The sequence below is a fragment of the Rhodobacter sp. TJ_12 genome, assembly GCF_020023995.1.
Taxonomy (GTDB): Bacteria; Pseudomonadota; Alphaproteobacteria; order Rhodobacterales; family Rhodobacteraceae; genus Rhodobacter.
Genome location: NZ_NRRD01000030.1, coordinates 16,186 through 28,100, shown reverse-complemented (window position 1 = coordinate 28,100; position 11,915 = coordinate 16,186). Strand labels below are relative to the sequence as shown.

Sequence of the window (11,915 nt, the reverse complement as noted above, 5' to 3'; positions counted from 1 at the left end):
CCCCCCCCCCGCCCGCATCCTTGGCATCGCGGACAAAACGGCGCGCGCGGCGCGCCTGAACGCAAAGACTTGTGTCTTCGCAGGGCAATCGGGGCCCGCAACGGCAGGCGCTTTTAGCATGCGGGCAAATGGCGCGCCATGCAACCCCCGGTCGAATAGCAGCCAAATACGCTGCCCGATTTTCACGCACCCGTCACATTCGACCGGCGCGGCCCCTGCAATCTTAACCACCCGGCTGGACAGTTTGGCGCAGCCCCCCTAGGTTGGCCGCACGGAAACGTGAGGTAAATCTATGTTCAAAACGATCATGGTTCCGGTGGATCTGCGTCACGCGCCCGCGCTGGGCAAGGCGTTGAGCATCGCAGCCGATCTCGCCAAAACCCATGGGGCAAAGGTGATCTACGTGGGTGTCACAAGCCCCGAACCCAATGAATTGGGCCATAACCCGGCCGAATTCGAAACCCGGCTCAAGGCCTTTGTCGCGGGCGAAATGGCCGCGCGGGGCCATCAGGGCGAAGCGCATATGGTCGTGTCGAACGACCCCACCGCAGAACTTGACGGTGCACTGGCCAAGACTTGTGCAAGTCTGGGCGCCGATCTGGTGGTGATGGCAACCCATCTGCCCAATGTGACCGATTATCTGTGGGCTTCGCATGGCGAAAGCGTTGCGAAACACGTGAAGGCCTCGGTCTTCTTAGTGCGGGGCTAAGCGAAGGGCGCGCCCGCCCCCCCCCCGCCAATAAATCCAACAAACAACAGGAGGACGGTATATGGCCGAACCCGAAGAACTTGCAGGGTCGCCCGCCACCGAGGGCGAAACCGACCCGGTCACCGGAATTCCCGTGCCCGAAGGCGACACAGAACTGATCGATACCGATTACGAAATCGGTCAGCACAATATCGAGGGCCAATGGGGCCCGATCGGGTTTGACATTCATAACCCGGTCTTCGCGATTTCGGCCATGGCGGTCGTGGCCTTCGTGTTTTACGCGCTGGCGCTGCCCGAACAGGCCGCGGAAATCTTTGGCTGGCTGCGCCCGGCGCTGACCTCCAGCTTCGACTGGTTCTTCTTGTCGGCGGCGAATGTGTTTGTGTTATTTTGTTTGATGTTGATCGTCAGCCCTTGGGGCTCGGTGCGGCTGGGGGGGCAAGATGCCACCCCTGATTTCAGCTATAAAAGCTGGTTTGCCATGCTGTTCGCAGCGGGCATGGGCATCGGTCTGATGTTCTTTGGCGTTTTGGAACCCGTCTATCACATGGCGATTTCTTCGCCGCTCGGGACGCCCTCGCCGTTTGATGCAGCGGGCAATATCATCCCCGAAAATGTCGAACTGGCCAAGGAAATGGGGCTTGCGGCCACGATCTATCACTGGGGTCTGCACCCTTGGGCGATCTATGCCATCGTCGCGCTGGCGCTGGCGCTGTTCTCCTTTAACAAGGGGCTGCCGCTGACGATCCGCTCGGCCTTCTACCCGATCTTTGGCGAACGGGTCTGGGGCTGGACCGGGCATATCATCGATATCATCGCGGTCTTTGCCACGCTGTTTGGCCTGTCCACCTCGCTGGGCTTTGGTGCGCAACAGGCCAATGCCGGGCTCAACCATGTCTTCGGCGTGCCGGTCGGCATTCCGGTGCAGGTGGGTCTGATCACCGTCATCACGGGCGTCGCGCTTTATTCAGTGCTGCGCGGGCTGGATGGCGGCGTCAAAGTGCTGTCCGAGATCAACATGGGCATCGCGGCGCTTTTGATGCTTTTCGTGCTGATCGCGGGGCCGACCCTGCTGATCCTGAGCGATTTCGGCGAAGGCCTTGTCGCCTATGTCAAAGACATCGTGCCGCTGTCCAACCCGTTCGGGCGCGAAGATGACAGCTACCGCCAAGGCTGGACCGCCTTCTATTGGGCGTGGTGGATCAGCTGGTCGCCGTTCGTCGGCATGTTTATCGCGCGCGTTTCGCGTGGGCGCACGGTGCGGGAATTCGTGATCTGCGTGCTGATCATCCCGTCGATCGTCTGCGTGTTGTGGATGGCGGTGTTTGGCGGCGTGGCAATTGACCAAGTCTTGTCTGACCCGATCAATTCGGCGGTGAAAGCCAATGTGATCGACAGCTACGACCCGCCGCTGTCGCTGTTTGCGATGCTTGAAGGGCTGCCGCTGTCCTCGATCACCTCGGTCGTCGCGATCGTGCTGGTGATCGTGTTCTTCGTCACCTCGTCGGACTCGGGCTCGCTGGTGATCGACACGATCACCGCAGGTGGCAAGGTCGATGCACCGCTGCCGCAGCGCGTCTTTTGGGCCACTTTCGAAGGCGCGGTTGCGATTGCGCTGTTGATCGGCGGTGGGCTTGGCGCCTTGCAGGCGATGGTGATCTCCACCGGCCTGCCCTTCACGGTGGTGCTTTTGTTGATGTGCTGGGCGATCGTGAAAGGGCTGCAAGCCGAGCCACGCTAAGGCCAAACCTATCCATGACCGGCCCCAGCCGTGGGCCGGTCTTCGGGCCGCCCGTAAAAGCGTCCGTCTGCGCGTCCGGTTTTCCGGGCGCGTCTTTTTTGGGCCATTTGACCGGCGCGAAAAGCTCTGCCAAGGTAAACGGAACGGAGGGCTTTTCATGGCCGGTGGCTGGGCGCGCGATGGCGCGGTGCAAGATCAGATCGATGCCTCGATCGCCGATGAACTCAAGCGGATGCAGGCCCGGCCTCAGCCGGTGGGCGAAAGCGCCCGCGAATGTGTCGATTGCGGCGAGGAAATTCCGCAAGCACGGCGTGACGCCCTGCCAGGGGTGAAGCTGTGCCGCGATTGCGCCGAGGCACGCGATACCGCACGCGCCCGTAACCCGCGGGCGGGCATCAATCGACGCGCCTCCAAGGACAGCCAATTGAAATAGCGCGCCCACTGCGAGATTACCTTTGGCCCAAACGCGCCGACGGCGCGCGATTTTCGCATCGTTCCTAACGATTTCTTCGTCCCCTTTCGGCAAGACTGCCGCCAGCACGATGGACTGCGGCAGCGGTCCGACAAAGGGAACGGACCGATGAGTGTATTGAAGCAAAGCGCGCTTGATCTGGTGCGCTGCGAGAAAGAGCCGATCCATACCCCCGGGGCGATTCAATCGGCCTCGGCGCTTTTGTTGTTCGATCCCGAACAGGGCTGTCTGGCCGCAGCAAGCGACAATCTTGCGCCCCTGTTTGGCGCCAGCGCCGCCGAGTTGTTGGGCGCCCCGGCCGAGCGGTTCTTCGCATTGCGCGACGCCGCCAATATCCGCGCCATCGGGCTTGGCCAAGCCCCTATGAACGCGGGTTATTTCCGTCTGAAATCGGGGGGCGAACATTGGGTAAGCCTGTTGCGCACCGATGGGCTTTTGGGGGTTGAGATCAACACCTATGAAAGCGCCGAACATGACAGCGTCACCTTTGGGCTGGGCGTGGGCGAGGCGCTGGCCGAAATCTCTGACATCGCCGATAAGCTGCATGATGCGAGCGAGGCGGAATTGCACAAGCTGGCCGATCTGGTCACCCGACGGTTTCGCGAATTGTCGGGCTATGACCGGGTGATGTTTTACCGCTTCGACACCGATTGGAATGGCGCGGTGATCGGCGAATCGCGCGCCGCGCAGGTCGATCATTCCTATATGGATCTGTCTTTCCCCTCTTCGGATATTCCCAAACAGGCGCGTGCGCTTTTCTTGCGCAACCGGGTGCGCCCGGTGGTCGATGTCGGGGCGGCGTCGGTGCCAATGGTGCCTGCGCTGCATCCGGGGACCGGCCAGCCCTATGATCTGTCCGATTGCGCGGTGCGCGGCGTGTCCCCCGTGCATCTGGAATATCTGGCGAATATGGGCGTGCGGGCCACGCTGACGCTGGCGCTGATCGTGCGCGGCAAACTGTGGGGGCTTCTGGCCTGCCATCATTACAGCGCACCCTATCGGCTGACGCCCGGCCGCTCGGCGGCCTGTCGGCTGTTTGCCGAGGCGGTCTCGACCACCCTGTCGCGGCTGGTCGAACGCGCCGAGGCGGAGGCGATCGAACGTGTGCGCACGCGGCTGCGCGCCCTGCGCAATGCGCTGTTGCAGGCACCAAGCGGCGCCAGCTTCGATGATTTTCTGGAGGAACAGGGGCGCGGGCTGTTGCACCTGATGGGCTGCGACGGGATCGTGTATCGGCTGGACGGGCATGATCATGCCTTTGGTGCGGTGCCCGCGCCCGATCTTCTGGCCGAGCTACGCCGCCGCCTTTCGGCCCATCAGGGCGACATTGGTTCCGATAGCTTTTCCACCCATTATGCCGCCGGTCTTTGGCCCGATCTGGCCGAGGACATCTGCGACACCGCCGCCGGTGCGCTGCTGTATCAACCGCGCGGCTGTCGGTTTGAATTGCTGCTGTTGCGTGCGGCGCGCCAGACCGAGTTAAGCTGGGGCGGCGACCCTTACAAGCGCGTGCAGGCCGATGCCGAGGGGGAACGGCTGCATCCGCGTGGGTCGTTCGATCTGTGGCGTGAAACCGTGCGTGACCGCGCCCTGCCTTGGGAACCCGAAGCGGTGATCTGCGCACGCGAATTGGCGCAGGGCCTGAACGAAATCGACTGGCTGTTTGAATGGCAGCAATCGGAGGCGGAACTGGCGCAGGCCCGGGCCGAAACCGAATATAATGCACTGCATGACGCGCTGACCGATCTGCCGAACCGGCGCTATCTGCAACGCCGTCTGGATGAGGCCGAAATCAGCGACGCCGCCCGGCCCTCGGCGCTCATTCATATCGATCTGGATCGATTCAAACAGGTCAATGACACGCTGGGCCATTCGGCGGGCGATGAATTGCTGGTCGAGGTTGCGCACCGGCTTAAGCGCTGCTTGCGGGTGGGCGATTTTCCGGCACGGGTGGGCGGCGATGAATTTCTGGTGCTGGCGGCGCCCAACACGCATGCGTGGGAACTTGATGCCATCGGGGATCGGATCATCGAGGCTCTGTCACGCCCGGTCACGCTGGCCTGCGGCGATTGCGAAATCGGCGCAAGCGTCGGCATCGCGCTGAACACCGGGACGGTGCGCCCCGACGAATTGTTCCATCAAGCGGATCTGGCGCTTTATGAATCCAAGCGCGCCGGACGCGGGCGGGTGACGCTTTTCAACGATGTGTTGCGTCAGCGGCAGGAAGAAAAGCACCGGCTGGGCGAAGATATCCGCGAGGGAATCCGCTCGGGTCGGTTCGAGATTTGGTATCAGCCGCAATGCGAGGCGCAAGGCCATGGGCTGATCGGGGTCGAGGCGCTTTTGCGCTGGAACCATCCCGACCGGGGGATTCTGGCCCCCACGCAATTTCTGAACATGGCCGAAGATCTCGACCTTGTCGCCACGCTCGATCAGATCGGCATGGATGCGGCGCTCAAAGACCTAGATCAGCTTGGGGCTGAGGGGCTGCACCTGCCGAAACTGTCGCTCAATGTCTCGGCACGGCGGTTGCAAGACCCGGCCTTTCTGGAGGCCGCGCGCGGCCTTGGTGATCGGCGCGCTGTGATCTCGTTCGAATTGCTGGAATCGATCTATCTTGACGAACTCGACTCCGAGATCGAGGCCAATCTCTCCGGCCTGCGCGATATGGGCATTCGGATCGAAGTGGATGATTTTGGCACCGGGCGCACCTCGATTGTAAGCCTTGTCTCGCTGCGCCCTGACCGGCTGAAGATCGACCGGCAATTGGTGGAGCCGGTGGTGCGCTCTGAAGCGGCGCGCCGACTGGTCGCCTCGATCGTGGAAATCGGTCACTCGCTGGGCATTGGCATCACCGCCGAGGGGGTGGAAAGCCGCGCCCATGCCGAAGTGCTGCGCGATCTGGGGTGCACGGTCTTGCAGGGGTTCTTCTTTGCCCGCCCGATGCCCTTGGACGATCTGCGCCTGTTCCTGCGCGATCACGGCTTGCACAGCGGCACGCCCAACTCTGCCTGCTTGCGCCATGGCTGATCTGTCGCGCGTGCCCGAACCGGCGCATGTCGCCACCTGTCTGGAGGCGCTGAAAACCGCAACGGCGGGGGCTCACGCCCGTATCGAGGCGGTCGCGCGGATGGCCGATCTGACCGCACCGGGCGTCACGCTGGCGCATTATGGCGCGGTGCTGCAACGGATGCACGCCCATTTTGCCCGCCATGAGCCCGCCCTGTTTGCGGCGCTCGCCCCGCATCTGCCGCCCGGCACGCTGGAACGGCGCGCCAATCTGGCGGCGCTCGAGGCCGATCTGCACAGCCTTGGGCTTGCCCCCCTTCCCGCAGCGGGCCCGGCCGCCGCCTTCCTCTGCCCCGCCACCGCGGCGGGCTGGCTTTACGTCCATGAGGGGACCGGTCTGGGCGGGTTGGTGGTGCTTAAGGGCCTGCGCGAACATCTGGGCGATGAGCTGCGCGGCGCCACGCGCTACTACCAGCGCCATGGCAAAGCCACAGCGGCGCTGTGGCGCGAAACCCGCGCGCTGATTGCCGGGCTGCTGCCCGATCCGGCCGCGCGGACGCGCGCCATTGCCGGGGCCGAAGCGGCCTTTACCGCGATGCAGGCAGAGCTGACCCGCGCTTAAGCCGCACCATTTAAGACCCGCCCCCAAAAAACAAAAAACCCGGCACAAAGGCCGGGTTTTTCGATCATATGTCGGGCGGCTCAGTTCAGCCGGGTTTCCACCTCGGCAATCGCCGAGTCGATCAACCCTGATTTGTCGCTGGCCGACATTTGTTTGGTCAAAACCTCGCCCGCAGCGGCCACAGCCACCTGCACGGCACGGTCTTTCACTTCTTTCAGCGCCGCCGCCTCGGCCGAGCCGATCCGGTCTTCCGCCGCCTTCAGACGGCGCTCGATCGCCACCTTCAGATCTTCTTTCGCCTGATCGGCAGCCACTTGCGCATCGCGCTTGGCGGCCACAACGATTTCTTCGGCCTGCGCCTGCACTTCGCGCGCCTTGCGCTCGTAGCTGGCCAAGATCGTCTGCGCCTCTTCGCGCAGCGCCCGGGCTTCTTCCAGCTCGGCCTTGATACCGTCGGCACGCTTGTCGAGCATGCCCATCAGCATCGACGGAACCTTGAACTTCAACAGCACGCCGATGAAGATCAGGAACGCGACCAAGATCACGAAATGCGCGTTGCGCAGCGAGAAGAAAGGCCCTTCCGAAGCAAAGGCCGGCGAGGCGGCAAGCGTCACGAGCAGGAACGTCAGTTTCTTCATCGTGTCACCCTTTCACCCGCGCATCGACGGCAGTCGACAGCGCAGCCTTATCGGCCTTGCCACCCAATGCCACGACGATCTCGGCGGCCGTTTCCGCAGCAACAGATTGCACCGCTTCAAGCGCACCGGCCCGAATTTCGGCAATCGATTCTTCGGATTGCGCCAAACGTTCGGCGATTTCCGCATCGGCTTTGGCCGTCGCGGCGTCGAGCTCTTTTTGGATCTCGGACCGCGTTTCAGCGATGATCTTTTGCGCTTGCGCACGGGCATCGGACAGCGCCTTGGCATAGGCCGCTTCCGCGTCCTTGGCCTTAAGCTTGTATTCCTCTGCCGCGGCGAGATCGCCCGAGATCGTGCCTTGACGATCCGCCAGCACCGACGCGATGCGCGGCAGCGCGATGCGCGTCAAAAGCCAGTAGATCACGACCAGGGTCACCGTCAGCCAGAAGATCTGGTTCGGGAAGGTCGAGAAGTCGAGCTGCGGCATTCCGCCTTTTTCTGCGGCTTCGGCGGCATGACCGGCGACAGCGGCAGCGGCGTCAACCGCGTGTGTTTCGTTTGCCATGTCGTCCCCCTGGACCCCTCAGTTTCCGGGTGGGCACGTTGCGCCCACCCGACCGCAAGGATGAGGTATTGGGATCAGACGGCGAACATCAGCAGAAGCGCGACGAGGAACGAGAAGATCCCCAGCGCTTCGGCGAACGCGATACCGATGAACATGGTGGCGGTTTGCGAAGCAGCCGCCGAGGGGTTGCGCAGCGCGCCCGAGATGAAGTTGCCCACAACGTGGCCCACACCGACGGCAGCGCCGCCCATGCCGGTGCACGCGAGGCCAGCACCGATGTAGGCACCCATTTGAACGATATCGCCTTCCATGATCGACACTCCTTGAGGTTGGAATTGGCTAGATAGGTTGAAGACTTGCGTTTTACGCTGCGGGCCTTAGTGGCCCGGGTGCAGCGCGTCTTTCAGGTAAACGCAGGTCAGGATGGTGAAAACATAGGCCTGAACAAAGGCCACTAGCATTTCGAGCGCATACATCGCGACGATTGCCAGAACAGAGAGCGGCGTCACGGCAATGCCGATGGCCGAGAAAAGGATCAAGGGCGCAAAGGCCGCGAACACTTCCATAACCGCGTGGCCAGCCATCATGTTGCCGGCAAGACGAATGGAGTGGCTAACGGGGCGCACGAAGTAAGAGATCACCTCGATCACCGCCAAAAGCGGACGCAGCGCAAGCGGGGCCGACGACACCCAGAACAGGCCGAGGAACCCTGCGCCGTTTTTCATGAAGCCCAGAACCGTGACCGAGATAAAGACCGCCATCGCCATCAGACCCGTCACCGCAATATGCGAGGTGGGCGTGAAGGCCATCGGGATCAGGCCAAGGAAGTTGGCGAACACGATGAACAGGAACAGCGTGAAGATGTAGGGGAAGTATTTCAGACCGTCTTTACCGGCCACATCTTCCACCATCTTGTGCACGAAGCCATAGGCCAGTTCCGCCACCGATTGCACGCGGCTCGGCACGATCGCGCGGCCACGGGTGCCCACGATGAACAGAAGCGAGATCGCAAGGATGCCAATGAACATCCACAGCGTCGCGTTGGTGGGGGTGTACCAGTGAACCTCGCCGCCGAACAGCGAGTGAATCTTGAACGGTTCCATCGGGTGGAACACAAGGCCGGTGCCAGCTTCTTCTGCCACGACTATTTCCCCTCTTTGCCGGCTGCCTGCGCAGCCGCCTGTGCCTTTGCCATGTCATTGGCGGACCGGAGCATGACCTTCACGCCCGCCGCCAGACCGAAGAAAACGAAGATCAGCATCAACCACGGCGTCGTGCCCAAAAGGCTGTCCAACCCGTAACCGATACCGAAGCCGATCCCCAGCCCCGCAACCAGTTCGATGACCATCCGCCATGCCATATCGGCCATGCGCATATTGCCATCCGCCGCGGGTTTGGGCGCTTCTTCTTCCTTGCGCAACTTCGCAAGGCGTTTTTCAAGCGCCGCGAGCCGCTCGGGATCGGGTTCTTCCGAAGATGGATCCGACATGAGATGCCCCCCGCAGGTTGAGGTTTGTCTAACCATGACAAGACAATGAGTCAACGCTGTTGGCGCATCAGTTGGCACATATTAAGCCATTGTATTTGTTTGATTTCATCTTTCCACGCCAAGTCGGCGGCGCGTTGTTAGCGCAAGCGTTGGGCCTGCGCGATATTCAACCGATCGGTTGACGTTTCCACTGACAGCTTTCAAAGTCGCCCGATGACCACGACCGCACCCGCCTCCCTCGATGCGATTTTCGCCGCGCTTGCCGATCCGACCCGGCGCGCGATCCTGACGATGCTGCTGGAAGACGATATGGCGGTGACCGATGTGGCCGAACCGTTCGACATGTCTCTGGCCGCGATTTCCAAACACTTGACGATCTTGGCCGAGGCCGGGCTAATCAGCCAGGAAAAGCGCGGTCGGGTGAAATGGTGCAAGCTGGAGCCGCTGGCGATGGAAGGTGCGATCACGTGGCTTCAAAGCTTCGGGCAGTTTGAGCCGCTTGATCTTGATGCGTTCGAGCGGTTCTTGGAAACCGAATTGCGCATGCTGGAGCCGGAGGCCGAGGCGCGGCCCCAGCCCTAACCCCCTGCCCTAGCCCACCTTAGGCGCAGCCGTGGCTGCGGTCATAGCCATTGGGTGCGGGCGACGCCCAGCCTTCCGGCGCGGCTTGCGGGCGGTAAATCTCGATCTTCAGCGGATAACAGGCCGCCGCGTCGGAACTGTGTTCGGACGAACAATCCCCGCCGGGGCAAGCCGAAAGCGCGCCCAAAAGGTCGATCTCGGCAAAGAATTCCAGATAGTCGCCCGGGCGCACCGGGCTGGCCTTCATGAAATACTGCCCGGTATCGCGGGTGAAGCCCGTGCACATGAAGACATTCAGCACATCATGCACCTGCGGTTCGACCGTCGCGGGCGGCTGGCCCGTCGCAGTGGCCAGCGCGCGGGTCAGGTTCGAATGGCAGCAATGGTGATAAGGATCACCGCCCAGCAGCTGATGCGTATAGGGGTCGCAGCGCGTGCCGATCACATCATGGACCGCGCCGCCAAAGGCGTCGAAGCCATACCAATCCAGCGTATCTTCGGTGAGTGTCGCCATCGGGCGCAGATAGGGCAAACAAGACCAAAGCCGGTCGCCGGTGGACAGATGCGTGCCATGCAGCGCGCGGGTCTTGCCCGAGAAAAACCGTTCTTGCAGATTGTCTTGCGCCCAAAGGTTCAGATCCCCAACCTGCGGCCCTTCCACCGAAACGATGCGGAAAAAGCACCCGGCAGGAACAAAGAAACTGGCGGCGTCACGCGGTGGCGCGATCACGGTTTCAAGCAAGGCCCAGCCCGCACGGGCGGCGCGATAGGCGGCAAGATCGGGACGCGGCAGCGTGTCGACCGGATAGCAAATCACCGGCGCCACATCCTTGCGGCGGGTGGCATCGGCGGGGGGCGTGTGTTCGGGCTGGGCAGGTTTCATCGGGCGCGGTCTCCTTTGCGCATAGTCTTGCGCGTCCGCGCCCCAAACGAAAGGGCCTACCCTCAGGCGGCGTAATATTCGAACAGATGTTCGATGCTGGCCTCGGCCTCTTCGACCGATTCCGTAACAGCGCTGTGCTCGGGCGTGTAATAGGCCCAGGCGGCTTCCAGCAGCTTCAGCGCTTCTGCCGCGTTTTCCTTGTCGGAATTCTTCCGGAAGGTAACGATCTTAGACATGGAACTCTCCGTCGTTCGAGTTCCTCCCTGACCGCCTTATACGCGACATCGCGCCGCAGATGTCATGCTAATGTTGCAACTGGGACATGCATTTTCTGCACCGCAGCGTTATCGTTAGCAATCCAAGCAATACAGGCCAAAGAAAAGGCCCCGGAACACCGGGGCCCGTTCAGAATTTTGCGCAACCTCAGACGTGGCGGCTGACCATAAGCTTTTTGATCTCGGCAATCGCTTTGGCCGGGTTCAGCCCTTTGGGGCAAGTCTTGGTGCAGTTCATGATCGTGTGGCAGCGATACAGCTTGAACGGGTCTTCCAGCGCATCCAGACGTTCCGCCGTGGCTTCATCGCGGCTATCGACGATCCAGCGATAGGCATGCAGCAGCGCCGCCGGGCCAAGGTAGCGGTCCGAGTTCCACCAATAGCTGGGGCAAGAGGTCGAGCACGACGCGCACATGACGCATTCATAAAGACCATCCAGCTTCTTGCGATCTTCGATCGACTGACGCCATTCCTTTTCGGGCTGGTTCGTCGCGGTTTGCAAGAACGGCATGATCGAGGCGTGCTGGGCGTAGAAATGCGTCAGATCCGGCACAAGGTCCTTCACCACCGGCATATGCGGCAGCGGGTAGATCTTCACATCGCCCTTCACCTCATCGAGGCCATAGATACAGGCGAGCGTGTTGATCCCGTCGATGTTCATCGCGCAGGAGCCGCAAATCCCTTCGCGGCAAGAGCGGCGGAAGGTCAGCGTCGGGTCGATCTCGTTTTTGATCTTGATGAGCGCATCAAGGATCATCGGGCCGCATTTGTCCATATCAAGGAAATAGCTGTCGACCCGCGGGTTTTCCCCGGTGTCCGGGTCCCAGCGATAGATCATGAATTTGCGGACGTTCTTCGCGCCCTCGGGCCGCGGCCAGGTCTTGCCGACGCGGATCTTCGAATTCTTGGGAAGCGTGAACTGAACCATGG

At 61.9% G+C, this 11,915-nt stretch carries 14 protein-coding genes; 6 read left to right on the top strand and 8 right to left on the bottom strand.

The features are described from left to right. The first annotated feature begins 292 nt into the window (after nt 1-292). The 5 genes from CKO11_RS16090 to CKO11_RS16070 all read left to right on the top strand — a co-directional run bounded on the left by CKO11_RS16090 (nt 293) and on the right by CKO11_RS16070 (nt 6,553). On the top strand, nt 293-709 hold the full coding sequence (locus CKO11_RS16090; RefSeq protein WP_223641054.1) for a universal stress protein: 417 nt from the start codon (nt 293-295) through the stop codon (nt 707-709). Nucleotides 710-770: 61 nt separating this feature from the next. After that, nucleotides 771-2,450: a BCCT family transporter gene (locus CKO11_RS16085; protein ID WP_223641052.1), complete on the top strand. Its 1,680-nt coding sequence runs from the start codon at nt 771-773 to the stop codon at nt 2,448-2,450. A 157-nt stretch (nt 2,451-2,607) separates the two neighbouring features. Further along, entirely contained in the window at nt 2,608-2,883 is a 276-nt protein-coding gene (locus CKO11_RS16080; protein WP_223641050.1) for a DksA/TraR family C4-type zinc finger protein, read from the top strand. Between the two features lie 147 nt (nt 2,884-3,030). Continuing rightward, nucleotides 3,031-5,952, top strand: a complete 2,922-nt coding sequence (locus CKO11_RS16075; protein ID WP_223641048.1) for an EAL domain-containing protein — start codon at nt 3,031-3,033, stop codon at nt 5,950-5,952. After that, nucleotides 5,945-6,553, top strand: a complete 609-nt coding sequence (locus CKO11_RS16070; protein ID WP_223641045.1) for a biliverdin-producing heme oxygenase — start codon at nt 5,945-5,947, stop codon at nt 6,551-6,553. Before CKO11_RS16075 ends, CKO11_RS16070 begins: the two co-directional genes overlap by 8 nt. Nucleotides 6,554-6,633: 80 nt before the next feature. Here CKO11_RS16070 and CKO11_RS16065 read toward each other — a convergent pair whose 3' ends face one another. From CKO11_RS16065 to CKO11_RS16045, 5 genes are all read right to left on the bottom strand, one after another. After that, on the bottom strand, nt 6,634-7,191 hold the full coding sequence (locus tag CKO11_RS16065; RefSeq protein ID WP_223641042.1) for a F0F1 ATP synthase subunit B: 558 nt from the start codon (nt 7,189-7,191) through the stop codon (nt 6,634-6,636). A 4-nt stretch (nt 7,192-7,195) separates the two neighbouring features. Next, complete coding sequence (locus CKO11_RS16060; protein ID WP_223641039.1) at nt 7,196-7,756, bottom strand: F0F1 ATP synthase subunit B'; 561 nt, start codon at nt 7,754-7,756, stop codon at nt 7,196-7,198. Nucleotides 7,757-7,830: 74 nt separating this feature from the next. Then, on the bottom strand, nt 7,831-8,067 hold the full coding sequence (locus CKO11_RS16055) for a F0F1 ATP synthase subunit C (protein WP_013066486.1): 237 nt from the start codon (nt 8,065-8,067) through the stop codon (nt 7,831-7,833). 66 nt (nt 8,068-8,133) lie between these two features. Next, a complete protein-coding gene (locus CKO11_RS16050; RefSeq protein WP_223641036.1) occupies nt 8,134-8,898 on the bottom strand; it encodes a F0F1 ATP synthase subunit A in 765 nt (254 codons plus the stop codon). Between the two features lie 2 nt (nt 8,899-8,900). Beyond that, entirely contained in the window at nt 8,901-9,245 is a 345-nt protein-coding gene (locus CKO11_RS16045; protein WP_223641033.1) for an AtpZ/AtpI family protein, read from the bottom strand. A gap of 213 nt (nt 9,246-9,458) precedes the next feature. Here CKO11_RS16045 and CKO11_RS16040 point away from each other — a divergent pair, with 213 nt between their 5' ends. Then, the gene (locus tag CKO11_RS16040; protein ID WP_223641031.1) at nt 9,459-9,827 is read left to right on the top strand and encodes an ArsR/SmtB family transcription factor; all 369 of its coding nucleotides are present in this window, start codon (nt 9,459-9,461) and stop codon (nt 9,825-9,827) included. A 19-nt stretch (nt 9,828-9,846) separates the two neighbouring features. Here the strand turns inward: CKO11_RS16040 and CKO11_RS16035 are convergent, their stop codons facing one another. The 3 genes from CKO11_RS16035 to CKO11_RS16025 all read right to left on the bottom strand — a co-directional run bounded on the left by CKO11_RS16035 (nt 9,847) and on the right by CKO11_RS16025 (nt 11,913). Then, nucleotides 9,847-10,710, bottom strand: coding sequence for an urea carboxylase-associated family protein (locus CKO11_RS16035; RefSeq protein WP_223641029.1), 864 nt, complete (start codon nt 10,708-10,710; stop codon nt 9,847-9,849). Nucleotides 10,711-10,772: 62 nt separating this feature from the next. Further along, entirely contained in the window at nt 10,773-10,946 is a 174-nt protein-coding gene (locus CKO11_RS16030; protein WP_223641027.1) for a hypothetical protein, read from the bottom strand. A 187-nt stretch (nt 10,947-11,133) separates the two neighbouring features. Further along, on the bottom strand, nt 11,134-11,913 hold the full coding sequence (locus tag CKO11_RS16025; protein WP_223641025.1) for a succinate dehydrogenase iron-sulfur subunit: 780 nt from the start codon (nt 11,911-11,913) through the stop codon (nt 11,134-11,136). Nucleotides 11,914-11,915: the final 2 nt, after the last annotated feature.

What these genes read in the sequence shown, in the direction of transcription:
- CKO11_RS16075 (WP_223641048.1), top strand. Translation starts at nt 3,031, where the DNA reads ATGAGTGTATTGAAGCAAAGCGCGCTTGATCTGGTGCGCTGCGAGAAA.
- CKO11_RS16065 (WP_223641042.1), bottom strand. Translation starts at nt 7,191, where the DNA reads ATGAAGAAACTGACGTTCCTGCTCGTGACGCTTGCCGCCTCGCCGGCC.
- CKO11_RS16060 (WP_223641039.1), bottom strand. Translation starts at nt 7,756, where the DNA reads ATGGCAAACGAAACACACGCGGTTGACGCCGCTGCCGCTGTCGCCGGT.
- CKO11_RS16090 (WP_223641054.1), top strand. Translation starts at nt 293, where the DNA reads ATGTTCAAAACGATCATGGTTCCGGTGGATCTGCGTCACGCGCCCGCG.
- CKO11_RS16040 (WP_223641031.1), top strand. Translation starts at nt 9,459, where the DNA reads ATGACCACGACCGCACCCGCCTCCCTCGATGCGATTTTCGCCGCGCTT.
- CKO11_RS16025 (WP_223641025.1), bottom strand. Translation starts at nt 11,913, where the DNA reads ATGGTTCAGTTCACGCTTCCCAAGAATTCGAAGATCCGCGTCGGCAAG.
- CKO11_RS16055 (WP_013066486.1), bottom strand. Translation starts at nt 8,067, where the DNA reads ATGGAAGGCGATATCGTTCAAATGGGTGCCTACATCGGTGCTGGCCTC.
- CKO11_RS16045 (WP_223641033.1), bottom strand. Translation starts at nt 9,245, where the DNA reads ATGTCGGATCCATCTTCGGAAGAACCCGATCCCGAGCGGCTCGCGGCG.
- CKO11_RS16035 (WP_223641029.1), bottom strand. Translation starts at nt 10,710, where the DNA reads ATGAAACCTGCCCAGCCCGAACACACGCCCCCCGCCGATGCCACCCGC.
- CKO11_RS16085 (WP_223641052.1), top strand. Translation starts at nt 771, where the DNA reads ATGGCCGAACCCGAAGAACTTGCAGGGTCGCCCGCCACCGAGGGCGAA.
- CKO11_RS16070 (WP_223641045.1), top strand. Translation starts at nt 5,945, where the DNA reads ATGGCTGATCTGTCGCGCGTGCCCGAACCGGCGCATGTCGCCACCTGT.
- CKO11_RS16080 (WP_223641050.1), top strand. Translation starts at nt 2,608, where the DNA reads ATGGCCGGTGGCTGGGCGCGCGATGGCGCGGTGCAAGATCAGATCGAT.
- CKO11_RS16030 (WP_223641027.1), bottom strand. Translation starts at nt 10,946, where the DNA reads ATGTCTAAGATCGTTACCTTCCGGAAGAATTCCGACAAGGAAAACGCG.